Consider the following 23,502-nt stretch of genomic DNA (forward strand, 5'->3'; position numbering starts at 1 on the left):
ACAGTCGAAAACTTACAAAACGGAATAAGTGAGGGAGAACAAGCCAAAGCCAACTCCAATGAGTATTTTAAGTTTATAAGCAACGCAAGCAAACTGTTCCTCGTGTTGTCGCCATGCTCTACATGGTGATATTAATCCATACCCTTCCACCATGCACAGCATGGCGGGAACAGGGGTCCAAATGCGCTCTTACGGAATGTTAGCGGCTGATTTATTTTTACGTCCAACCCAAACATTACCCACTTTTTTGGAATACATAATGTCTGTCTGTCCGCCTATTATTGTTTCCTCTGCTTCGTAACCTTCCTTGATTAAATCTGCTATTTCATCTTCCTCTAAGTCTTCTAAATTTTTGAACGATAAATTTTCGTCTTTGTAAAGCTGAAAAGTGAATTGATTGAGGTCAAACAGTTCTGACTGCCATTTATTAGTAGGAAAGTCAGCTTGATGTTCTACAATTCTGTAATAGTTATTTCTTTGGTCACCGTCTTTATCCACTTGAGCGCAGACAACCTGACTTTTTATAAAATTTGGTTCATTAATCCAGAGTTGCAAATCATAGGGTTTATTTAGTTTCTGAAATTCTTTGTCCCAAAGGTCATATATGTCAATTAGTCTTTTTAGTATCAACTTTGAATACCACATTGGAGGGGTGCGTTCTGAAAGTCTATTCCATGGGTCAATTCTGATCTTAACATAGTCTTCTAATCTGGATTCGAAATGATCGAAATCAGGTTTCTTTACTAATTCAAACCATTGGTCAATTTTACGGACTTGCTTCTTCCAACCACGTATTTTCTTCTTATTTGAATCTATGCTCATCGCATATTTACTGGTAACGTCTAGCTAAGCTCAGTGAGCATATCTTATCTAATTGTTTCTAAAGGTAAGGTTTCGCATTGAGTTTTCTCATGGCTCAGTTTGCTCATTGAGCTTATCGCTTGTTATCCTCTTTATTTTCAGTAGTTCCCTGTTATTGCCATGCTCTGCATGGTGATATTAATCCATACCCTCGCACCATGCACAGCATGGCGGGAACGGAGGTTACCATCTCCAATTCAATGTTTACCGAGTCTAAACGGCAGTCCCGTATTTTGTTCTACAACAAAATATTCACTATTTTGGGTTACTAATTTCAAGGACAGTTCTTCATTTTCTCGTCCAGTTTTATCAGTTACAATTTTTCCAATTTCTTGGAGGTTGTCTTCAACATACTTTTGAAGTTTAGGCAATAACCTATTGTAATAAATGAGTGCCATTGTTACTTCTACACTGGTCTTGGCCGAAGTTAAGCCCCCGCCAATTGCCGCATATACTACTCCAGGTTCGATTTCAATTGCTGAGTTTACCCCAAATTTTCTCATATCCTTAATGTCATCATCAGTTGGAACATGTGAAAGGCCAATGACATCTTTAAGTAAATAGCTTTCAATTGACTCTGGCCAATTGTCGTGAATAACTTTTACCATTTGTTGTTTTGTCCAGCTACCATGAGGAAGAATATTTATGAGAAGAGCCTTGTTTTCTTCGATGCGGACAAAAAGTACAGGACCGGCCCTTTCTATGAAACCACTGCCATTGGGTTCAAGGTGTTCCCCAAGGTGCAAATGGTATATCTTCCAATCGTTCAGTAACGAGTCGTTATAATCAAGGTTAGTCAAGTTTTTACTCAAATGAGGGGTTAAATTGTCTCCGTTCTGGATTTTAGTCTTGACAATTTCAAGACCTTTCTGGAGTTCTGCTGGACAGTTGAATTCTTTTGAGGTCAATACAGATCTTGGTACTGGTTGAATCAAACGTCTTTTGTAATTAAAATACTTCATTCGTATTTTGTCAGAATCCGAAGTTGGGTCGACCGAAAAATTATGATCTGACAACTCATGAATTAATATTTCATCAAAGTCAGTGTCAAAGTTCAGAGTTGCTTTATACATTTCGAGTTGTTCTTGGTAGTATCCTGAGTTGCTGGTAACATTAGAATAGTGACATAAAAGTTGTCACTATTTTCTTTATAGTTGTGTGTAATCTAACGGATTCTTAATTGTTATAAAAGTATCAGTGGCTACAGACGTATAAATTTCCGTAGTTCTAGTTGAATTATGACTTGGTAATACTTGAATATGGCGTATGTCCGTTGCTGTTTCAATCTACACAGCGTTATTGATGCGGTGGGTTCTTCCTGAACTGACTCAACTACAACAACACTATCTAACAGCCTTCATCAACCTCCACTGGTCGTCATAGGTCAGTTCATTGGCATCTACCATTTCCCGAACCAGCTCCAGTAATTCTTCTTTGTTCGGTGGGTTAATGGTGTCTACCAAAACCTCTACGGGTATAGGCTCTTCCCTGATTATATGATCGATCTGAAGCCTGTATTGTTCCAGATGCTCTAAATGACCTGATTTCTTCTGCTGAATACAAACGTCACAAATGCCGCAGTGGTCATAGCTGGTTTCACCAAAATAAGCCAACAACTGAGCTGTTCTGCACTGATGGTCATTTGCTAAATATTTGGTGACACCTTCAATTTTTGACCTTGCATTTTCTTCCCTTTCCTTAAGCCTCTTAACATTTAAAGGAAGGCTTTCCACTGCAAAGCGCTGCTGAACAAATGTTAATTGCGGCTTGTCCTTCTTCTGATTGTAATTGACTATTCCAAAACCAATAAGAGCATTTAAAGCTTCTACAATTTTCTGTTCAGTTGTTTCAAGTTGTCTGGCCAGCTGGTTCTCAGAGATCTTTAAAAAATTACTGAAAAGCTCACCGCCATAAACCCTTAAAATGGTTTTAATGAGCGGATCAAAGCGTCCCTGGGCAATTTGAAATTCGTATAAAGCCTTGTTATCAACATTAAAATTAAGCTGCGATGGCTGATGGAAGCTTTCATTGAATAGTATAAGCCCCTCCTCTTCCAGTTTCTTCAGCACGTAATAAACCTGCAAATGATTAAGTTGATAACTTTCTGAGAATTCATGAATATCAAAATCAAAGCTTTGATCAGTGCCGCTGCCTACCGCAAGCTTATAATAATTTGCCAAACACTGATAGGTTCTCTTGATTAGCGTCAATTCAGGATATTGTAGTTTTAGCTTTTCACCTAACTCTTTAACATCAGCATCATGATATAAGATAAGGGCATAGGCCTTTTTCTGATCACGGCCTGCCCTGCCTGCCTCCTGATAGTAAGATTCCAAATCTTGCGTTAAGCTCATGTGAATAACAATGCGTACATCAGGTTTGTCTATACCCATGCCAAAGGCGTTGGTGGCTACCACCACTCTGGTTCTATTATTTTGCCACTTTTGCTGCTTCTCTTTTCGGTCCTCATAAGTAAGGCCAGCATGATAATAATCTGCTGAAATGCCATTTTTATAAAGTAATGTAGCCAGCTCTTTAGTTGCCTTGCGTGTATTTACATACACAATGGCTGAACCCATCACATTTTTAAGTACTTCCAAGAGCTTACGCTCCTTATCCTCCACCTTTCTTACAGAATAGCTCAGGTTATCTCTGGCAAAACTTTTTTGGAAAACATGCTGCTTTTTAAATAGCAATTTTTCCTGAATATCGATTTTTACTTTTTCCGTAGCTGTAGCCGTAAGGGCGATTACATTTACATCAGGAATAACTTCCCTGATCTCTGCAATTTCAAGATAGGAGGGCCTGAAATCATACCCCCACTGAGAGATACAATGTGCCTCATCAATAGCCAGCAGGCCAACCTTCATATTAGCCAGGCGGGCACGGAACAGATCTGTTTTCAATCTTTCTGGAGAAACATATAAAAATTTAACTGCCCCATAAACGCAGTTATCAAGCTTAATGTCAATTTCCTTCGGGCTCATACTGGCATTTATAGCTATGGCCTTGATCCCTCTTTTATTCAGTTGATCCACCTGATCTTGCATCAGGGCTATCAAAGGAGTGACTACTATACAGATACCTTCGCGCATCATGGCCGGCACCTGAAAGCAGATTGACTTGCCCCCACCAGTAGGTAACAGTGCTAAAACATCATCACCTTCCAAAACAGAATTGACAATATCCTCCTGCCCCGGACGGAACGCTGCGTGCCCCCAATACTGCGATAATATTTCAACTGGTTTAGCCATCAATTTATGTTCATAGTAACCTAAGTTCGATTATTAATCCAAATAAGACTTCCCTTAGAAAGTCATCTCGTCCCGATAATTTTAGGGATTCATTTCTTTTCAAAATGAAAAAATTGTTCGTGATCTCTTCCAAATAAGTCAAGAGATACCTGCCTTTGCCGGCAGGCAGGCCGGATAAATAAAGGTTTTTAAAATGTAAACCTTTATTTTCCAGGCATGACGATCGTTTTTATTAACCAAACTCAGGTTAGTAGACTAATATAATCAAAAAAGGCTACCCAAAAGGTAGCCTTCAATTTCAATAGCTTGAGAATAATTAGTTTGCTGCCTGTAGCAACTTAACTCCTGTGTCTCCCAAATGCTTAGATAAAATCTTTTTGTACTCAATAGTGTTGGTATAACCACCATTGGCACTGAAAAATTCTTCCATTAATGGCTGCCAGTCGCTATTCATAGGCATTATAAAACCGAACTGCTCTGAGCTTTTATCACCAACTGGATGCCTCTTTAATGGCTTTCTTCTAGTTACTGCATCTAAATAAAAGGCAAGGTCAAGATAGGAGAAAGAGTTAGGGTCAGATAATACTTTGTCCAATGTCTCAGGACTTGAAGCAGCATAGGCCACTTTCATATTAGGGTAGTATTGACTTTTAATATCTAATAACCTCTTCTCATTTAAAGTACCTTTTGCCGTATAAGCTGTTAATCCTGCAAAAGTCTTACTAATGTCCTCCATTTTTGTAAGTGTAGGTACATTACTTTGAGTAACAAGGATAGCGAAGTTTGTAATCCAGGCTGGACTAAATTGAATCTCCTTTTTTCGTGCATCGGTCATAGTAACATTACCAAGTCCGAATACGCCTCCGTTACTGGCTTTTACTTTATCATACATGCCTCTGAAGCTGCTGCCATCGCCTACAAACTTTGTAGAAACTTTCACTCCTTTTTTGGCATTTACATAAGCCACAAAGTCATTCATGATATCTACACAAATTCCAGTAAGCTTTCCTGATGCATCTTTATACACAAAACCTGGTGTTTCTACGTATGCCAGCGAAATCGTTCCGCTTCCGGCACCTTTTACTTTACTCCAGTTATCTCCGGTATATTGCGAATAGCCAACCGAAGAAATGAGCGTTAACGCTGCAATAAAGTTGATTTTCAAAATTTTCATCATAGTGTTTGGGTTTACAAAATCATAATTAACCAATTAGACGTTTGTAACCAATCAAATTCATTGCCAATTTATCCTGATGTAAGTTTATTAGTAATTAAACTTATTTTTATCTTAAGAATAGAGCCTTACAGCTACTCTAAAAGTGTTGCAATGGGCTTCTATCAAGTCCTTTAACTTTTCGCTATAGCCTCCGCCCATGGTTATAACAATTGGAATATTGTAAGATTTGCAGCTTTCTATTACCAACTCATCCCGCTGTTTTACGCCTTCTTTGGTCAAATTCATTTTTCCGAGCTTATCCCCTTTCATAACATCAACACCTGCCTGAAAAAATACAAAGTCAGGATTTACTTTGGTAACGAGCTCATTAAGATTTTTGCTTAACACACTTAAGTAGTCATCATCATTTATACCAGTTGGTAAGCCAATATCAAGATCTGATTTCTCTTTGTGCAGCGGGTAGTTGGCCTTGCCATGCATAGAGAATGTAAATACCCGCTTATCATTTTCAAAAATTTTGGCGGTACCATTTCCCTGATGCACATCCAAGTCTATGATAAGTATCTGATGTGCTAACTTGTTATTAAGCAAATAGCTGGCTGCTATGGCCAGATCATTTAAGAAGCAAAATCCCTCACCATGGCTGGCATAAGCATGATGCGTACCTCCGGACAAGTTAATTGCAATATTATGCTCTTTGGCGATTAGTGCAGAAGAAACTGTGCCTGCCACGCTATTGCGGGCCCTGTTCACCGACATTTCGTTAACAGGAAGACCAATCTTCTTAGCCGCCCTTACCCCGATAGTCAAATCCCTGAGTGAATGCCAATACTCTTCAGTATGAACATCAAGAATAAGCTTTTCGTCAACCAGTCCGGGATCATAAACCTGTTCTTCATGGATGGTGCCTTCATAAACCAACTGTTCTTTTACCAATTCATACTTTTCTATGGGGAAGCGATGTCCATCAGGAAGTTGGTAAATATATTTATTGGAGAATGCGAATTTGATCACCAGGTAATTGGCTCTTTATTTAGAAATGAGGCAATTCCTTTCTGGCAATCTTTACTGGCCCTGGCTTTGGCATTCATTTCGGCAGCATAATGCAATCCATCTTCTAAAGTCATTGAAGGCACTGCAGCTATCATCTGCTTGGTATAAGCCATAGATTGACCGCTGTTCTTTTCAACAAGCATGTTGGTAAACTCCTTAACCCTGCCCACAATTTTATCTTTATCAACCACTTCATTGATCAAGCCCAGATTTACAGCTTCATTGGCATCTATAAGTTCACCAGTTAGAAGCAGCTGCTTTGATTTCATTTCACCAATCTTTCTTAATAAGAATACCTTAACGATAGCAGGAATAAAACCTATTCGCACTTCGGTATAACCAAATTTGGCTTCAGGCACTGTGAAAGAGAAATCGCAGACTGTAGCCAGGCCGCAACCTCCAGCAATAGCATGGCCTTCTATTTGGGCTATCACAACCTTATTGAGCGTGTAAATCTGATAAAACAATTCCTTCAAATGGCTGCTGTCCTCCAGGTTTTCTTCATAAGTATTTTTTTGAAGCTGCTGCAGATAGGCTAAATCTGCACCTGCACAAAACGCTTGGCCATTAGCTCTCAGCACAATTACTTTTGCCGTAGAATCTTCTGATGCTTGTTTAAATACTTCTTTAAGTTCTGCTACTACCTGATAGTTTAATGCATTTCGTTTATCCGGTCGGTTAAGCGTTACATACCCAACCCTGTCTGCTACTTCGTATTTTACAAATTCCATTTTATATTAATTTTCTTATAAAAAGAATTATATTTAATAAATTTAATCCTTATCAAATTTCACTAAGATAAAACAAACATAATACTAGTGAGAGTTAAAAGTCTTAATAAAGAAAAGCTAATCCGAGCAATTGATATTTCTATGGTTAATAGGAATAAGGAAAATCTCCGCATTGATTTTATACTAGACCCTCAATTGTTAATTATTGAACTAATTAAGAATGCCGTATTTGAGGAAAATGTGTACTCAAATAGAATTGCAAAAAATCTATTCACCTTTAACAATTGCGACTTTAATAAGACAATAACATTAAAGGACTCTAACAATATCTACTTTGACAATTGCATTTTTTATGGAGCAGTTCTAATAACAAATTCTAATGCGACCTTCAAAGATTGCACTTTTAAAGACGAATTCAACTACGATGGTGTCAGGAATAACCTCGAATTTAATAGTTCAAAGTTCCTAAAAGAATCAACAGCTTTAATAAGTAATTGCGTGGAATTATTATTAGATAATTGCACTGTGCCTAACCCTTTTCTAATAACAAAGGCTCAAACTTCTACTGTTAAAAATTCAAACCTGTTAAAAATTGAGTATGATGAAAAAAAAGAAAAGATTGGCAGCATAGCAATCCAGAACTCAGAAATTGAAGAGTTACATTTAAAAAGCATGTTCAATGCAAAAATTGATAATAGTAAAATAAAGGATCTTTTAATATATGACGGTATAAGTGCACTCTCTATTTTTAATTCTGAAATTAATGAACTTTACTCTGAAGCAGAATTTGACTTCGTCACTATCCATAGCTGTGAGGTTAAGATTTTTAATATTGGGTATATCCAAATCAAACGAGTAGATATTTCTGACTCTATTTTCGATTTATTGACCCTGAGTCATATTACTTATAAACTACCACTGGAGATTACAAATACTGAAGTCAGAAAGGAGTTTAACATCTCGGGTTCTTCACTTGAAAGTGCAAGGCTTTTGAGCCTAAGTTTGACATCCTGCAAATTTGTTGTCGACAATACTGTATTCTTAAATTGCTCCTGCCTAAATATAAAATGGCCCGCAGGATTTAAAATATATGAGAATGAAGATACTGTTGGTGAATTAAATAGAGTCGACCGTATTAACATGTATGAAAGCTTAAGGGAATCTTACAGACAACTAAAGTTCATTATGAAGCAACAGGCTGATAATGTCAGTGCATTAGGTTTCTTTAGAAATGAAATGAACATTTATTGGGAGATTGTAAAACTTAAAAGAGCTGAAGGGTTTATTGAAGACTATATCATTGTTGGTACAAATAAACTGTTTAGTGATTTTGGAAGAAGCTTAATAAGACCTGCTATTTGGCTTGTTAGCGTGCACATAGTATTAATCAATTTTCTCTTCTATTATCATCCGGAAATAAATATTTCTGCTTCATTAAACCCAGACTGGAAGGCAACATTTCTAGGTTTTCGGTACTTTTTTTATTTAATCAACCCAATTCACTCACCTGATGTTGGAGGAATCAACCTTATGGGTTTTATTGATTTTCTTATGCGCTTTTCTAGCGGTTTATTTATTTATTACATTATTAGAGCTTCGAGAAAATACGGAGGTGTTTAACTAAATAAGAATTTCCTGTGCCCCATCATGATAAACCGAAACATATTCAACACTTAATTGGTCACACTGCCTTTTAAATTTATCTGCCTTGTATTTCGACAGTGAGCCATCAATTATAAGCTTGTCAAATTCAAAGTTGTCTGCTATCCAGGAAATCGATTTATTGAAATTCTTACTCAAGATAACAGCATCATATTTCAGTTTTTGTTCAATTGTGAGGTTCCAATCTACCTTGCCATCACAAATTAATATAATCAGCCCATTCGCCTGAACGACTTTTAGGCCATCCGCTAATTGAACAGCACTTGAATCAATATCAATCTGCTCGTTACTTACTACCCCATTCATAAGGTGATTTGGCTTAATATGAAACCTATGTTTATCTGAATCTGCTAACAGCGCAGCATCGCTATACAAACTTGAATTTCCAGCAGTAATCACATCAAAGGCTGTATGCCTGTTGACTTTATAAATGGTGATTTTATTAACAGAGGAATTTTTTATAGTCGTATGCCATTGCAATAGTGCAAACACAGCAATACAGCCTGTTGCTATATAGAAATGGATAAACTTTCTTTTTTGAAACAGCAAAAAAGAAAATAACACAAAGCCAATGATCATCCAGGTCTGAGGTGTAGTGATGTAAACATCCTTTATTTGACTATTGGGAATTTTCATAATCCCAAAAACCAACTCATTAATTCCCCAAATCAACAGTTCCATTAAGTATCCCAAAATATCAAACAGTGGCTCAAACCATGAAACGGCCAATACCAGCAAGCCTAACATGAGAATTCCAAAGGCTCCCGGAATTACCACCAGATTCGATAAAAAGAAGAATGTTGGGAACTGGTGAAAATAAAGTAATCCTAGAGAGAAGGTAGCCAATTGTGCTGCTATGGCCACCGCAGTAATACTCCAAATTTTATCAACAATCCAATTTGCACTAACGAATTGAGCATAGATGATTGGCTGTAAATAAACAATACCAAGCACGGCCAGATATGAAAGTTGAAAACCAACAGACATGATCAAATACGGATTGTAAACCAAAAGCACAAGCGCAGAGCCTGCCAGGGTATTATAAATATTGGTGTGCCTGTTCATAGCTTTGGATAATGCAATGGCTGTAAACATAGTCACTGCTCTCAATACTGAAGGCGAAAAGCCTGTAACAGCAGCATAGGTCCATAAAACGAAAATGGAAATGGCAAACAGAATCCATCTACCAACTGAGTTGTTTTGCAGCCTCTTCAAAACGAAAAGAAGGATCAAATAAATAATACCAACATGCAGCCCAGACACAGCCAAAACATGCATTGCTCCTGAGGCGGAGTAAGCATTCTTAATATCATCATTTAAACCATCCTTCACTCCCAAAATTAAGGCCAGTGCAATGTTTTGCTCTCTTGGGTGCTTTATGGCTTGAGACAATTTGATAGTTGCCCACTTTCTGATGGCAAATGCATGACCCAGGAGATAATTACCTCCATTATTGCCAATAATTTCAATCTTATCTTTTGTAACAAACTGGGTGTGATAGATATTCTGAAAGGTCAGAAACCTTTTGTAATCAAACTCTCCCGGGTTTTGTGGTGGGTTTAAAAGTGATGGTTTTCCATAGACCAAAATCGATTCACCATATTGTAATTGTACGGAATCTGACTTTGGAACATACAGATAAATATTACCGCTCGCTTCTTTCCAAGAGTCACCAGTAAAGACAGTCTGAACTTCTACAAGATTTCTGTGAGTTTTATCTGTTTCGTGCCCAACATCAACCACCAGGCCTTTAAAAGCTTCAATTCTATCAAAATGAATAATGTGATCATCATTCAGGGACTGGTTGGCTATTTTAAGATTGAGATAGCCAAGTAGAGACATGGCCATAAAACCAACAACTGCAAGTATGGTGTTGTATTTTGTATAGCTCTTTCCCTTAAGAAGCACCCAAAGCAGTAAATACAAAATGGCAAATGCTGAGAAAAAATATAGAGATTTTTCTCTATCAAGAAGTTGGGGATTATAAATGGCCAGTAAAATACCAAAAACAAAGCAAATGGATATCCGAACCAAAGCATATGGTACCCACCTCAGCATGTCCCTATTTTTTCACCATTTTCATATGTTCAATATCACACTCCATAAATACCTCGCCTTCAGGCTCAAAACCAAACTTCTTGTACAGTGGCATGGCTGACAGTTGAGCATTGAGATACATCTTTTGATCTTTAAAATCGGGGTGCTCTATAATGCTAATAATACAAGCAGAAACAAGCGCACTACCAATCTGCTGGCCTCTGTATGATTGTAACACAGCAAAGCGCTCCAACTTTACACCATTTTCGGTAAACCTCCAGCGGCATACACCGCAAGGTGTGGCGGCATCCAATGCCAATAGATGAATCGATTCGTCTTCAAACTCATCAAACTCCTCGGCCCGGGGGATCTCCTGCTCAATAATATATACCTCTTCCCTGATCTTAAAGGCCTTGGCTAAATCTTCATTATTATCAATGGTGATTACTCTTATCGCCATTATTATTGTGATTTGTCAAATTTATCATAGGCACTGATAATCTCTTTCACCAGCTTGTGACGTACCACATCTTTGCCTGAAAGTTCAATGATACCAATACCTTCCACATCTTTTAAAATACCAATGGACTCAATGAGTCCCGATTTTTGTCTTTTAGGAAGGTCAATCTGGGAAGTATCACCTGTAATAATCACTTTGGAATTAGGCCCCATACGCGTTAAGAACATCTTAATCTGCATTGGTGTGGTGTTCTGTGCCTCATCCAATAAGATAAAAGCGTTATTGAGTGTTCTACCTCTCATATATGCCAATGGCGCTATCTCAATAACATTGTTTTCCATATAGTACTTCAGCTTTTCCGAAGGTACCATATCAAACAAAGCATCATAGATCGGTCTCAAATAAGGATCAAGCTTTTCCTTCAAGTCACCTGGTAAGAAACCAAGTGTCTCCCCCGCCTCTACAGCAGGTCGGGTAATAATGATTTTTTTGACTTGTTTATTCTTGAGTGCTTTTACAGCAAGGGCAACTGAAATATAGGTTTTACCAGTACCAGCCGGCCCTATGGCAAATACCAAATCATTTTCCCTAACGGCATAAACAAGCTTTTGCTGATTTAGGGTTTTAGGTTTGATAATAAACCCTTTGGTGCCGTAGATCAGCACTTCATCTTCATCTATCAGTTTTACCTCAGCTTCTGATGCCAGATAGTTCTGAACGTTTTCTTCCGTGACCTTGCCATATTTATGGTAGTGGTCAATCAGGGAATTAAGAATATCGTTAATTTGAAGAATTTCGGTTGTTGTTCCCTGTATCCTTATTTCATTTCCCCTTGAAACAATCTTGCTTTTAGGAAAGGCTGAGGCAACTTCATTGATGTTTTTATTTTCTACACCCAAAAAGTCTAATAGTGATACATTTTCAAGAGTTATGACTTTTTCTACCAATAGCTAATTAATTTTAAATGGAATTTTTTCTGGTCAAAATTTAACTAATTTTGCTTAACAAAAATACAGAATAACATCTGCTGTACAAACAAGGTGTATATTTAAAAGACATACAATTCCCGCACACTTTCTATGGCCATAATCACATTTTTATCAGACTTCGGTGAAAGTGACCATTATGTTGCAGCTATAAAAGCGAGAATCCTTTCTGTAAACAGCAGCATCCAGATTATTGACATTAGTCATCAAATAGAACCATGTGATATTGCTCATGGGGCTTATGTTTTAAAATCTGTCTTTCGGGATTTTCCTAAAGGCACTGTACATCTGGTGGCAATAAATTCGGCCGGTCAGCAAGGAGATAAATATATTGCTATTAAGCTAGAGGGGCATTATTTCATTGGCACTGACAATGGCCTTTTTGGGTTGATCAGTGATACAATGGCCGAAGGTCAGGTGGATATTAACGTTAACAACCTGGCAACTACGTTTCCTGCTAAAGAAGTGTTTGCAGCTGCTGCTGCCAAGCTGGCCAGCGGCACCCATATTTCAGATATTGGAAAACCTTTAGATCAATTTAAGAAGATGCTTGGGCGCCACCTTAAGGCCAATAAGAGCCTGATAGCCGGGCATGTTATCAGGGTTGATCATTATGGCAATCTGATTACCAATATCGATAAACCAACTTTTGATATTCTGAGTGCTCAAAAAACATATAATATAACTTTCAGTAGGGAAAATAGCCGTAGGATAAATGAAAGTGTAAATAGTGTTGAAGCCGGGGATATTTTTATCATCTTCAACGAAAGGAAATTACTTGAAATTGGCATTAATCAGGGTAATGCCTCCGAACTTTTAGGGCTGGGCTATGATAGCCCTGTGATGATTAATTTTGAATAAGTAGTAAGATTTAAGTAGCAAGTAGTAAGGTCTAATCTACTTACGACTTGTTACTTACGACTAATTGACTAAAACATGTTAATAAGAATTGTACGAATGACCTTTGAGGAAGATAAAGTTGATGACTTCCTAAAAGTATTTGATGAGAGCAAAGAGAAGATCAGGCACTTTCCTGGCTGCAGTCATTTAGAACTGCTCAAAGATTATAATCAGGCTAATGTATTTAGCACCTATAGCTACTGGGAAGATGATGAAGCACTGAACAACTATCGCTTTTCAGAACTGTTTAAAGGCGTATGGTCACAAACTAAGATTCTGTTTAAAGAAAAGCCCGTAGCCTTCTCTTCCAAAAAATATATTGAAGTTTGATATTGTATTATAGGGTGTGATTATTCATATTTGCATCCCAATTCAAAAAGCCCCAGCTTTGGCAAGCTTCGTCTGGCACGGCAGGTGGCAAATAAGCCCAGGTGGCGGAATTGGTAGACGCGTTGGTCTCAAACACCAATGTCTTCGGACGTGCCGGTTCGACTCCGGCCCTGGGTACTAAAAACCTCATCTAGCGATGAGGTTTTTGCATTTAAAGCCTCGACATCTCCATTATTCTCAACTACAGTTTACTACCTTTGTATTCACTCATGAATAACTCAACTTTATCTATCCCCAGCGCACCATGAAATTCGACAACTATAACATCTACGAGGGGATAAAGAAAAGCATTGCCAAGCTTGATTATAAAAAGCCTACTGATATTCAATATAAGGCAATACCCAATATTCTTAAAGGTGAAGATGTATTGGCGATAGCCCAAACTGGTACTGGTAAGACTGCCGCATTTGCCATTCCTATTTTGCACATCCTGCAAATGAAGAAAATCAAAGACCGGCCTGATGGCGTAAAATGCCTTGTAATGGCCCCCACGCATGAGCTAGCACAACAGATCAATGAGGTTTTTAAAAGCTTGGGTAAACACACCCGAGTAACATCATTTTGTGTGCATGGTGGAGTAGAAAGGGCTGAGCAGGTGGAACATCTAAATCAGGGTATTGATGTGCTGATCGCTACACCTGGCAGATTGGCTGACCTTGTTAAAAGAAGGCAGCTGGATTTACATCGGGTGGAGATACTGGTGCTGGATGAGGCTGATCATATGCTTGACCTTGGTTTTATAGGTGACATGCAGCATCTCATGAGGTTTTTGCCAAAGCGCAGACAGACGCTTTTCTTTTCGGCAACTATCAATGAGACTATCAAAGACCTTGCTTTTTCATTGGTTCATAATGCAATAAGAATACAGATTTCGCCTAAAGACCCTGTCGCTAAGAACATACAACATGGTGTTTCTTTTGTTGAAATGGATGACAAACGTTTCTTTCTTGAAAATGTGATCAAGACCAACATTGACAAGAAGATTTTGGTTTTTGTAAGAACGAAGGTGCGCGCTGAACGCGTAAAAAAAGCCATGGAGCGTTGCGAACTTGTAACAGACACCATCCATAGTGACAAACTTCAGGCAGAAAGGGAATCGACCATGAAGAGCTTCAGAAGTGGTGATTTGAAAGTTTTGATTGCGACAGATGTAAGTGCAAGAGGCATTGACATTCCTGGTGTTGAACTAGTAATCAACTATGACTTACCTAATACAGCAGAAAATTATGTACACAGAGTTGGGCGTACCGGAAGAGGGAGTCAAAAGGGACAGGCCGTTTCTTTTTGTAGTAAGGAAGAGAAAGAACTATTAGAAGAAATTGAACAAAACCTTGGTAAGCCAATAAAGATACTGGAGCTTTCAAAAAGTGATTATCAGCAGGTTATTGACCTTTCTGAAGAGGTTTCTACTGATTGGAAAAGCTTAATCAAAGAACACGAACTTTCCAAAAAAGGCAAGAAGAGAAAGAAAAAATAACCCTAATTATTGAACTCCATTTTTGTTTTTTAGATAGAAATGTAACTGCTACGGACAGAATGCACAATTCTGTTAAACATTATATGCACAATCTCGTTAACTTTGACCTACCTATGATCGGAAGAATTCTAAAGTCTGCGATAATTATAATTCTTGCGTTGCAAGTATCATTTGTGAGTATATTCTCTATTCATATCTCATACCTGGAAAGTGAAAAGGTTAATAGTGAGTTTATTATGGATTTTGATTCAAGCACTGATGAGAAGACATCAGGTAAGATGTTTGAGCTAGAGGAGGAAGAAGGTAGTATCCTTAATCACAAATTCTGTCATTTGGAATCATTATCTGCTCATTCAATGGTTTTAACCACAGCTTTCGATTCACATAACTCCTATGTCGAAAGCCACATTAAAGAAGTGCAATCTCCGCCACCACGGCAACCGCTGTCTTAAGCACACTTTTATCAATTAATTACATCTTTTCTAACAAATACTTAAAGGCAAGTGCCTTTAATGCATTTTATACTTATGAACAATTTATTAAAAAATTTAAAAACGGATTTCCCTGCTGGTATTGTAGTATTCTTAGTGGCAGTTCCATTGTGTTTGGGAATTGCCCTGGCATCGGGAGCACCTCTATTTTCAGGTATTATAGCTGGTATAATTGGTGGTACAGTGGTGGCACTGATAAGTGGCTCTAAAATTGGAGTTAGTGGCCCGGCTGCAGGTTTGGCCGTTATAGTTGCTGATTCCATTACCGATTTAGGCACTAATGCCGAAGGAGTATTCGATATGCAAACAGGTTTTGCCCTGTTTCTTTCTGCAGTAGTGCTTGGAGGTATCTTTCAAATTATTCTTGCTTTTTGTAAAGCGGGTATTATTGGGTATTACTTTCCTAATTCAGTCATTAAAGGAATGCTCTCAGCCATAGGTATTATTATCATTCTTAAACAAATTCCGCATGCATTAGGTCATGATGTTATTCCTGATGGTGCTGAAGCTTTCTTCCAATCTGATGGTGAAAACACTTTTAGTGAAATTTGGGTGTCATTACAAGATATCAACCCAGCAGCGGTCATTATTACTTTAATTTCAATGGTCATTCTTATACTCTGGGAGCAGGGCTTTATGAAGAAAATCAAGCTTTTTCAACTTATCCAAGGCCCCTTGGTAGTAGTTGTTACAGGTATATTACTTGGCAATATGTTCTTGGGAATGGACGGTTACAACTTGGCTCAGGATGAAATGGTAACTATTCCCATAGCTTCTCAGGAAGGGGGCTTTTTAAACCTTTTTTCTACACCTGACTGGAGTCGTGTCTTCTCTTTGGAGATTCTTGTCATTGGTATAACCATAGCCATTGTTGCCAGTCTGGAAACTCTGCTTTGCGTAGAAGCCACAGATAAACTTGACCCGGACAAAAATGTTACCCCAACTAATCGTGAGCTATTGGCTCAGGGAACTGGTAATGTTATTTCCGGATTGATTGGTGGATTACCTATCACACAGGTTATTGTAAGAAGTTCAGCGAATATACAATCAGGTGGAAAGACCAAAATGTCTGCCTTTTTTCATGGTATCCTTATTCTTTTCAGTGTATTGCTGATACCAGGAGTAATGAATATGATCCCTCTATCAAGTTTGGCAGCCATACTATTTCTAGTAGGTTACAAACTGGCCAAGCCATCTGTATTTAAGGAAATGAAGGCGAAAGGAAGAGCTCAATTCATACCATTTGTAATCACTATAATAGGTATAATCTTTACCGACTTACTGGTTGGTATTGGTATTGGTATGGCCGTGGCTGTTTTCCTTATCCTAAGGAAAAACCTCAATACTCCATTTAGCTTTGTTGAAAAGCGAGAAGAGGGTGAACCTACCCTTATAGAGTTATCAGAAAATGTTACTTTTCTTAATAAGGCCAGCATCCTGCAAACTTTGAATTTGATACCTGACAACAGTAAAGTTGTGCTTGATATTACTAAGTCAAAATACATTCACCCAGATGTTATCGAGATCATTAATGATTTTGAGATACATGCAAAAAACACGGGTATAGAATTGACCATTAAAGGTCGTTTTGATGAAGACAAGAGTAATCCTGTTGCGAAATTTAGAGATAATGTAAAAAATGGAAACAATGATAAAAAGTCTTATTTGAACACTGTGTTTAATTCATAAGTCCACTTTTTAATTGATTTAAAAGAGATCGAGAGCCGTTCAAAATAATATGAGCGGCTCTCTTTTTTTTTGAATTTTTTACACAGAAGTTCCGTTATAAAACCGTTCATTCCTCAAACGCACAGTTTGATATAAAGAACATACCCTTTTCAGGTATTATATCGTATATTCAAGAAATTCTCAAAGCATGAATAAACTAACAACAAGAATTAAAGCGACATTAGCCATTATCATATTAACTGTTACGGCCTTTGCTTTCGCCAACCCTTCTGAACGCTACTTCGAAATAGCTAAAAATCTTGATATTTTCGCCACTCTTTTTAAAGAAGTCAATGCGCTTTATGTTGATGAAGTCAACCCCAATAAAGTGATCAAAACCGGCATTGATGCCATGTTGGCTTCCCTCGATCCATATACCAATTATATTCCTGAAGATGATATTGAAGACTTTCGTACTCAGAGCACCGGACAATATGGTGGCATAGGAGCTCTTACCAGTAAAATTGATGGTAAAATCATGATCGTTATGGTGATGGAGGGCTATTCTGCACAAAAAAATGGACTCAAGATTGGAGATGAGGTACTCAAGATCAATGATATTGACGTTACCAATATGGACAGGTCAGAAGCCAGCGATCTGATGAAAGGTCAAGCCAATTCTGATGTTAGTTTGACTGTAAAGCGGTTCAATCATAACGAACCAATTATTTTAAATTTTAAAAGAGAAAAAGTTAAAATAAGTAACGTTCCTTATTACGGTATGGTTACTGATGATATTGGGTATGTTAAGCTTTCAGAATTCACCCTTGATGCCGGCAAGGAGGTTAGAACCGCGGTTACTAAATTAAAAACTGAAGGTGCTACAAAAATTATTTTGGATGTAAGAGGTAATCCTGGTGGTTTGTTGATGGAAGCTGTAAATATTACGAATGTCTTTTTGCCAAAAGGACAGGAAGTAGTAGCCACGAAGGGTAAAATCGAAGACCATAATCAAGTTTACAAAACACTAAACCAACCAGTTGATACTGAAATTCCGCTAGTAGTATTGATTAATAGCGGTAGTGCTTCCGCATCAGAAATTGTGGCTGGCACCCTACAGGATTATGACAGAGGTATAATAATAGGTCAAAAATCGTTTGGAAAAGGACTTGTCCAAATTACGAGGCCACTCACCTATAATGCACAACTTAAAGTAACAACTGCCAAATACTACACGCCAAGTGGCAGATGCATCCAGGCATTGGACTACAGCCACAGAAATGCAGACGGTAGCGTTGGTAAGGTTCCTGATTCGCTTAAGGCTGAGTTTAAAACTGTCAATGGGCGATCTGTTTATGATGGTGGTGGCATTGATCCTGATTTTGACATAAATAAAGAGACACTTTCACCTATCGCCTATACCCTATTTACAAAAGGCCATATTTTCGACTATGCTACTCAATATTTCTACAGCCATGAAAAAATAGCAAGCGCAAAAAGTTTCAAACTTACTGATGCTGAGTATGATGAGTTCAAGGCATGGCTTAAAGATAAAGACTACTCCTATACCACTCAGGTTGAGAATAACCTGAAAAAGCTTGAGGAAAATGCCCTGGAGGAAAATTATTATGAAGATATCAAAGACAGACTTAAGGAACTGACAGAAACTCTGGAGGCCAGCAAAGCCAATGATCTGGATGATTTTAAAAGTCAAATAAAAACATTGCTAGAAGAAGAAATCACAGGGAGGTATTACCTGGAAAGAGGCTCAATAGAAACTTCTTTTGATAACGATGAAGATATTGCCAAGTCTGTTGAAATACTAAACAACCCAGCAAAATATAATGAGATCTTAAGCAAAAAATAATGCCTGTAAGGCTGGGTAAAAAGGTTAAATTCGGTATTTCAGTATTAGCTATTGTAGTAACTTTTCAGCTTACTTCTAGCTGTTTTAGTTTCAGGATGACTCCAAAAGAAGTAGATAACTACTTCAAATTCTCAGAGCTTAAACCTACTATTGAATCTTACAAGGTGAATAAGAGGAAAGTCAATTTTGCCTCCGTTGGTTCAGATTCACTTCCTACAGTTATATTTCTTCATGGTGCCCCAGGCTCATGGTCAGCATTTATTGGTTTTCTGGCTAACCATAACCTTAACACTAGATCAAAAGTGGTTTCTGTTGACCGCCCTGGCTATGGTTATTCTAATTTTGGAAATAGTGAGCCCTCACTTCAAAAGCAGTCTGAACTACTTAAACCGCTTTTAGAAAAGTATAGCGATACACCCAACATTCTCGTAGGTCATTCTTTAGGAGGACCTATGGTAGCCAAACTTGCTATGCTCTATCCTGAATTGGTAGATGGCCTTATTTTAGTTGCACCATCTATAGATCCTGAGTTAGAGCCAGATGAAACATGGTTCAGACTTCCTCTTCATACTCCTTTTTTAAGGTGGGTATTACCAGTTTCATTAAGGGTGACCAATGATGAAATCTATTTCCTAAAAGATGAATTGGAACTTATGCTTCCAGATTGGTCAAAAATTAATATTCCAGTAATTGTTATTCAGGGAATGGAAGATGAGCTTGTTCCTCCCGGCAATGCAGATTTTGCAAAGGAACAGCTTTCAAATGCAAAGGTTAAAGTGGTACTCATTGAGGACATGAATCATTTTGTGCCCTGGTCAAATCCCGAGTTGATCGAAGATGCTATAAAAGAGCAGCTGGAAGATATAAATGAAAAAGGCGAGGAATAACCCTCGCCTTTTAAACTGAAAACTCAAATTACTACCTTAAAAATAGCATTTCCCTGTACTTAACCAGTGGCCAATCCTCGTCATCAACAATTAGCTCTAGTTTGTCAACTGCATATCTGATTGATTCAAAGTACTTGCCTTTTACATCGTCACAGTAAGCAATTGCCTTATCTCTTGTATCTTCTATAACATTTGCTTTCTTTCGTGCATCGGTCATTTTTTCAACTTCTGCTTGAAGCGTTTCTATATAGCCAGACATTGACTCTATAATTTTCAGAACCTGGCTGTTTTTAATCCCTAGCTCTTTAAGTCCTTTGGCATTTTGAATCAACTTATTCTGATAGGCAATAGCTGTTGGAATAATGTGATTTTGAACCAAATCAGCCATTACTCTAGATTCAATTTGAATCTTCATGATATAGTTCTCCCACTGAATTTCATTTCTTGCTTCAAGCTCAGTAGCATTCATAATGTTCTGACTAGCAAATAGTTCACGAGACTTTTTGCTTAAATAAGCATCTAATGCTCTAGGAGTGTCCTTCACATTGGCCAAGCCTCTTTTCTTAGCTTCTTTTACCCAATCTTCCGAGTAACCATCTCCTTCAAACCTTACTGCCTTTGAATCTTTGATATACTTTCTAAGTACTCCTACAATAGCTAAACGCTTGTCTGTACCCTTCTTCATATCCTTATCAACCAGTTGATAGAATTCTGTAAGTTGTTCAGCAACTATTGTATTAAGAATAGTCATTGGAGTTGCTGGGTTATCAGTACTTCCTACTGCTCTAAACTCAAATTTATTACCAGTGAAAGCGAAAGGAGAAGTTCTGTTTCTATCAGTATTATCTAAAATGATCGGTGGTATTTTATCGATACCTAGCTTCATATAGATGTTATCACCCTTCTCAACTTTAATATTTCCGTTTTTCTCCAGCTCATCTAACACTGCAGTTAATTGAGAACCTAAGAAAACAGACATAATTGCAGGAGGTGCCTCATTAGCCCCTAGCCTATGATCATTGCCAGCAGAAGCAATACTTGCTCTTAAAAGCTCAGCATGCTCATAAACAGCCTTTATAGTACAAACCAGGAATGTTAAGAAAAGAAGATTTTCCCTTGCACTAGTGCTTGGCTGAAAAAGGTTAACACCAGTATCAGTAATCAATGACCAGTTATTGTGCTTACCTGATCCATTTAAACCAGCAAACGGCTTTTCGTGAAACAATACTTTAAGACTGTGTCTTTCTGCCACTCTGGACATTACATCCATCAAAAGCTGATTGTGATCGGTGGCCACATTAATATCTTCGAACAATGGTGCTACCTCGAACTGGCTTGGAGCCACTTCATTATGTCTTGTACTTACCGGAATGCCCAATTTAAGCGCTTCTGTTTCGAAGTCTTTCATATAGGCATAAATCCTTGGAGGGATAGAACCAAAATAATGATCATCTAACTGCTGACCACGTGCCGGATTGTGACCAAAGACTGCACGACCCGCCATTACCAAGTCAGGACGGCTTGAGAATAAAGCTTTATCTATAACAAAATACTCCTGCTCACAACCTAAAGAAGCCTTTACTCTGCTTACTTTCTTATCAAATAACTGGCAGACCTGGGTCGCAGCTTTATCTACAGCCTCAACAGCTTTCAACAAAGGAGCCTTATTATCCAGAGCCTCACCAGTATAAGCCACAAATACAGTTGGTATACACAGTGTTACTCCATAAATAAACATTGGAGAACTAGGATCCCATGCAGTATAACCACGCGCTTCAAATGTGCTTCTTATACCACCATTAGGAAAAGAAGATGCATCAGGCTCTTGCTGAACCAATGCAGTTCCTTTAAATCTCTCAATGCCAGAAGAAGCATCAAAAAAGGTGTCGTGTTTTTCAGCTGTTGATCCGGTTAATGGCTGGAACCAGTGGGTAAAATGAGTAGCACCTTTGCTTAATGCCCATGATTTAGCTGCAGATGCAACAGCATCAGCAGTTTCGTTATCTATTTTTGATCCATCATAAATGATTTTCTTTACCTTCTTGAAAACATCAGGAGATAATATTGCCTGCATCTGAGGCAGACCGAAAACATCCGAAGCAAAATATTCTGAAATTTTACCGTTAGAATCAACTTGAACTTTAGGCCTGTTATTAGCCAAATCAAGTGCTTTAAATCTTAAATGTGCCATGTAGTGATTTATGTTTTGAGTATAAGATACTTAATGCTCACAAATATATAAGGAATTTGAATCACTAGGTCTTTTTATGCCCAATTCTTAAAAAATTTTTATTAAAAATTCAAAAGTAGCTGTCATTTTAACCTTAATCGTCAAAAACTTTCGCATTAGAAATAAAAGTTAAGGTTTATCGATGCAGTTACAGAAGACTTCATATTTAGATCAACAACTATCAAAATGCGTTGAATAAACCAAGATGAAATTCACCTTTGAATTAATGCATCTTATCTGAGATTTCAACTGAAAATCGAAAATCCGCTGAAAATTTTGAGTATGTTTTGATTTTTTTTCGAAAAATATTAAGAAAAATCTAATATGATCCATTTAACATAATAAAGGTCATTAAGAATATTACCAACCTCTTATATAATTATTTCACGAAAATAACTTTATTGTACTATTCAAAGTTTACGCGGGTAAATATTTGGTTATTTCATGAGAGTTGGATATTAAATTTTGTTCATATAACTTCGCAGCCAAATTTAAATACAACTAAAAATCGAAAAATCATGAAAACAACTACTACTAAAACTAACACAAAAAACAATTCAAAAAATGATTTAATCAATAATCTTTATTCGAAATATATTACTAATAATGTAATTTCTTCATCTGACTGCATTAGATGTGAAGCTATAGGAAATGACTAATTTTGAAATAAATTTTACTGGATACCGAAAGCAGTAGTAAAATTTTAATTATCACTATTTCAATATTATAGATATGGCTTTACTTGAAAATGAATTAGACTCCATTGATTTAGAATCATTAGAGTGTAAAAACGAAGAAAACATTATATTGGGTTTTATGGATCGGTATGCTGTGTCTTATTGCGAAGCTCAAGAGATTTTTGAAGAGACCAAGAAATGGCTCTACCTGGCATCAAAGTCTGAAGACAGCGTCTTTATCGATAAGCCCTTACAAATTATAGATGAAATGTGGCATACATTTATACTTCATACTCGTCAATATTATGATTTTTGTCTAACCAATTTCAAAAAGCTTATTCATCATCAACCCACTCCAAGGTATGAAAAGGAGGCATTTGAACTTGCCCTTGAGGCAAATCCATCAAGGATTTTAAAAGAGCACGAAGAAAGTATGAAAAAGCAGTTCAGCCTTATCTATGATCATTTGGGTTCTGAAACTTTAATGAAATGGTATGACATTTTACCCAATAAGTACACTACTGAATATATAAATTCAATTAAAAAGGCTTAGTATTTAATCAAGCTTTTCAGAGGCCATTAAGGAAATTAACCCTTAATGGCCTTTTTTATTACATGGTTGTAACTCTTACCTTAAAGTAATAGATTAAATAAGCAGTTTTTTGTTATTCTTGTCTACCACTACTTCAATTGA

At 37.4% G+C, this 23,502-nt stretch carries 19 protein-coding genes and 1 tRNA gene; 10 read left to right on the forward strand and 10 right to left on the reverse strand.

The annotated features are described in order from the left end of the window. Window positions 1–189: 189 nt before the first annotated feature. The 6 genes from RIB54_RS04300 to RIB54_RS04325 all read right to left on the reverse strand — a co-directional run bounded on the left by RIB54_RS04300 (window position 190) and on the right by RIB54_RS04325 (window position 7,076). Window positions 190–822, reverse strand: a complete 633-nt coding sequence (locus RIB54_RS04300) for a hypothetical protein (RefSeq protein WP_350099443.1) — start codon at window positions 820–822, stop codon at window positions 190–192. 236 nt (window positions 823–1,058) lie between these two features. Continuing rightward, window positions 1,059–1,934 (reverse strand): hypothetical protein, encoded by an 876-nt coding sequence (locus tag RIB54_RS04305; RefSeq protein WP_350099444.1) that lies wholly within the window; start codon window positions 1,932–1,934, stop codon window positions 1,059–1,061. Between the two features lie 270 nt (window positions 1,935–2,204). Beyond that, window positions 2,205–4,115, reverse strand: a complete 1,911-nt coding sequence (locus tag RIB54_RS04310) for a RecQ family ATP-dependent DNA helicase (protein ID WP_350099445.1) — start codon at window positions 4,113–4,115, stop codon at window positions 2,205–2,207. Window positions 4,116–4,431: 316 nt separating this feature from the next. Next, a complete protein-coding gene (locus RIB54_RS04315) occupies window positions 4,432–5,292 on the reverse strand; it encodes a substrate-binding periplasmic protein (protein WP_350099446.1) in 861 nt (286 codons plus the stop codon). A 111-nt stretch (window positions 5,293–5,403) separates the two neighbouring features. After that, a complete protein-coding gene (locus RIB54_RS04320; RefSeq protein WP_350099447.1) occupies window positions 5,404–6,306 on the reverse strand; it encodes a histone deacetylase family protein in 903 nt (300 codons plus the stop codon). Continuing rightward, window positions 6,303–7,076, reverse strand: coding sequence for an enoyl-CoA hydratase/isomerase family protein (locus RIB54_RS04325; protein ID WP_350099448.1), 774 nt, complete (start codon window positions 7,074–7,076; stop codon window positions 6,303–6,305). The genes RIB54_RS04320 and RIB54_RS04325 overlap by 4 nt, the downstream gene beginning before the upstream one ends. Before the next feature lie 498 nt (window positions 7,077–7,574). On the opposite strand from RIB54_RS04325, the gene RIB54_RS04330 reads away from it, so the two are divergent. Next, window positions 7,575–8,696 (forward strand): hypothetical protein, encoded by a 1,122-nt coding sequence (locus RIB54_RS04330; RefSeq protein WP_350099449.1) that lies wholly within the window; start codon window positions 7,575–7,577, stop codon window positions 8,694–8,696. Here the strand turns inward: RIB54_RS04330 and RIB54_RS04335 are convergent, their stop codons facing one another. Genes RIB54_RS04335 through RIB54_RS04345 form a run of 3 tightly spaced genes read right to left on the reverse strand, consistent with a single transcriptional unit; the run spans window position 8,697 to window position 12,182 of the window. Continuing rightward, window positions 8,697–10,796, reverse strand: a complete 2,100-nt coding sequence (locus tag RIB54_RS04335; protein WP_350099450.1) for a ComEC/Rec2 family competence protein — start codon at window positions 10,794–10,796, stop codon at window positions 8,697–8,699. A 4-nt stretch (window positions 10,797–10,800) separates the two neighbouring features. Then, complete coding sequence (locus RIB54_RS04340) at window positions 10,801–11,235, reverse strand: GNAT family N-acetyltransferase (protein WP_350099451.1); 435 nt, start codon at window positions 11,233–11,235, stop codon at window positions 10,801–10,803. 2 nt (window positions 11,236–11,237) lie between these two features. Beyond that, entirely contained in the window at window positions 11,238–12,182 is a 945-nt protein-coding gene (locus RIB54_RS04345; protein WP_350099452.1) for a PhoH family protein, read from the reverse strand. A gap of 132 nt (window positions 12,183–12,314) precedes the next feature. Here RIB54_RS04345 and RIB54_RS04350 point away from each other — a divergent pair, with 132 nt between their 5' ends. The 8 genes from RIB54_RS04350 to RIB54_RS04385 all read left to right on the forward strand — a co-directional run bounded on the left by RIB54_RS04350 (window position 12,315) and on the right by RIB54_RS04385 (window position 19,901). Further along, a complete protein-coding gene (locus RIB54_RS04350; RefSeq protein ID WP_350099453.1) occupies window positions 12,315–13,082 on the forward strand; it encodes an SAM hydrolase/SAM-dependent halogenase family protein in 768 nt (255 codons plus the stop codon). A gap of 75 nt (window positions 13,083–13,157) precedes the next feature. Beyond that, complete coding sequence (locus RIB54_RS04355) at window positions 13,158–13,451, forward strand: putative quinol monooxygenase (protein WP_350099454.1); 294 nt, start codon at window positions 13,158–13,160, stop codon at window positions 13,449–13,451. A 95-nt stretch (window positions 13,452–13,546) separates the two neighbouring features. Next, window positions 13,547–13,628, forward strand: a tRNA-Leu gene (locus tag RIB54_RS04360). A gap of 127 nt (window positions 13,629–13,755) precedes the next feature. Further along, a complete protein-coding gene (locus RIB54_RS04365; RefSeq protein ID WP_350099455.1) occupies window positions 13,756–14,988 on the forward strand; it encodes a DEAD/DEAH box helicase in 1,233 nt (410 codons plus the stop codon). Between the two features lie 113 nt (window positions 14,989–15,101). Then, window positions 15,102–15,440, forward strand: a complete 339-nt coding sequence (locus tag RIB54_RS04370) for a hypothetical protein (RefSeq protein ID WP_350065192.1) — start codon at window positions 15,102–15,104, stop codon at window positions 15,438–15,440. Window positions 15,441–15,515: 75 nt separating this feature from the next. Then, window positions 15,516–17,168 carry a SulP family inorganic anion transporter gene (locus RIB54_RS04375; protein WP_350099456.1) on the forward strand — a complete coding sequence of 551 codons (1,653 nt, stop codon included), beginning with the start codon at window positions 15,516–15,518 and terminating at the stop codon, window positions 17,166–17,168. A 187-nt stretch (window positions 17,169–17,355) separates the two neighbouring features. Continuing rightward, window positions 17,356–19,014, forward strand: a complete 1,659-nt coding sequence (locus RIB54_RS04380; protein WP_350099457.1) for a S41 family peptidase — start codon at window positions 17,356–17,358, stop codon at window positions 19,012–19,014. Then, entirely contained in the window at window positions 19,014–19,901 is an 888-nt protein-coding gene (locus RIB54_RS04385) for an alpha/beta fold hydrolase (RefSeq protein WP_350099458.1), read from the forward strand. Before RIB54_RS04380 ends, RIB54_RS04385 begins: the two co-directional genes overlap by 1 nt. Before the next feature lie 31 nt (window positions 19,902–19,932). Here RIB54_RS04385 and RIB54_RS04390 read toward each other — a convergent pair whose 3' ends face one another. Beyond that, window positions 19,933–22,092 (reverse strand): glutamine synthetase III family protein, encoded by a 2,160-nt coding sequence (locus tag RIB54_RS04390; RefSeq protein ID WP_350065184.1) that lies wholly within the window; start codon window positions 22,090–22,092, stop codon window positions 19,933–19,935. 771 nt (window positions 22,093–22,863) lie between these two features. Here RIB54_RS04390 and RIB54_RS04395 point away from each other — a divergent pair. Beyond that, window positions 22,864–23,361, forward strand: a complete 498-nt coding sequence (locus RIB54_RS04395; RefSeq protein ID WP_350099459.1) for a glycine-rich domain-containing protein — start codon at window positions 22,864–22,866, stop codon at window positions 23,359–23,361. The last annotated feature ends 141 nt before the right edge of the window (window positions 23,362–23,502 follow it).

It is taken from the genome of Fulvivirga sp., assembly GCF_040218215.1.
Taxonomy (GTDB): domain Bacteria; phylum Bacteroidota; class Bacteroidia; order Cytophagales; family Cyclobacteriaceae; genus Fulvivirga.

What these genes read in the sequence shown, in the direction of transcription:
- RIB54_RS04300 (WP_350099443.1), bottom strand. Translation starts at nt 822, where the DNA reads ATGAGCATAGATTCAAATAAGAAGAAAATACGTGGTTGGAAGAAGCAA.
- RIB54_RS04305 (WP_350099444.1), bottom strand. Translation starts at nt 1,934, where the DNA reads ATGTATAAAGCAACTCTGAACTTTGACACTGACTTTGATGAAATATTA.
- RIB54_RS04310 (WP_350099445.1), bottom strand. Translation starts at nt 4,115, where the DNA reads ATGGCTAAACCAGTTGAAATATTATCGCAGTATTGGGGGCACGCAGCG.
- RIB54_RS04315 (WP_350099446.1), bottom strand. Translation starts at nt 5,292, where the DNA reads ATGATGAAAATTTTGAAAATCAACTTTATTGCAGCGTTAACGCTCATT.
- RIB54_RS04325 (WP_350099448.1), bottom strand. Translation starts at nt 7,076, where the DNA reads ATGGAATTTGTAAAATACGAAGTAGCAGACAGGGTTGGGTATGTAACG.
- RIB54_RS04335 (WP_350099450.1), bottom strand. Translation starts at nt 10,796, where the DNA reads ATGCTGAGGTGGGTACCATATGCTTTGGTTCGGATATCCATTTGCTTT.
- RIB54_RS04340 (WP_350099451.1), bottom strand. Translation starts at nt 11,235, where the DNA reads ATGGCGATAAGAGTAATCACCATTGATAATAATGAAGATTTAGCCAAG.
- RIB54_RS04350 (WP_350099453.1), top strand. Translation starts at nt 12,315, where the DNA reads ATGGCCATAATCACATTTTTATCAGACTTCGGTGAAAGTGACCATTAT.
- RIB54_RS04355 (WP_350099454.1), top strand. Translation starts at nt 13,158, where the DNA reads ATGTTAATAAGAATTGTACGAATGACCTTTGAGGAAGATAAAGTTGAT.
- RIB54_RS04365 (WP_350099455.1), top strand. Translation starts at nt 13,756, where the DNA reads ATGAAATTCGACAACTATAACATCTACGAGGGGATAAAGAAAAGCATT.
- RIB54_RS04370 (WP_350065192.1), top strand. Translation starts at nt 15,102, where the DNA reads ATGATCGGAAGAATTCTAAAGTCTGCGATAATTATAATTCTTGCGTTG.
- RIB54_RS04375 (WP_350099456.1), top strand. Translation starts at nt 15,516, where the DNA reads ATGAACAATTTATTAAAAAATTTAAAAACGGATTTCCCTGCTGGTATT.
- RIB54_RS04380 (WP_350099457.1), top strand. Translation starts at nt 17,356, where the DNA reads ATGAATAAACTAACAACAAGAATTAAAGCGACATTAGCCATTATCATA.
- RIB54_RS04385 (WP_350099458.1), top strand. Translation starts at nt 19,014, where the DNA reads ATGCCTGTAAGGCTGGGTAAAAAGGTTAAATTCGGTATTTCAGTATTA.
- RIB54_RS04390 (WP_350065184.1), bottom strand. Translation starts at nt 22,092, where the DNA reads ATGGCACATTTAAGATTTAAAGCACTTGATTTGGCTAATAACAGGCCT.
- RIB54_RS04395 (WP_350099459.1), top strand. Translation starts at nt 22,864, where the DNA reads ATGGCTTTACTTGAAAATGAATTAGACTCCATTGATTTAGAATCATTA.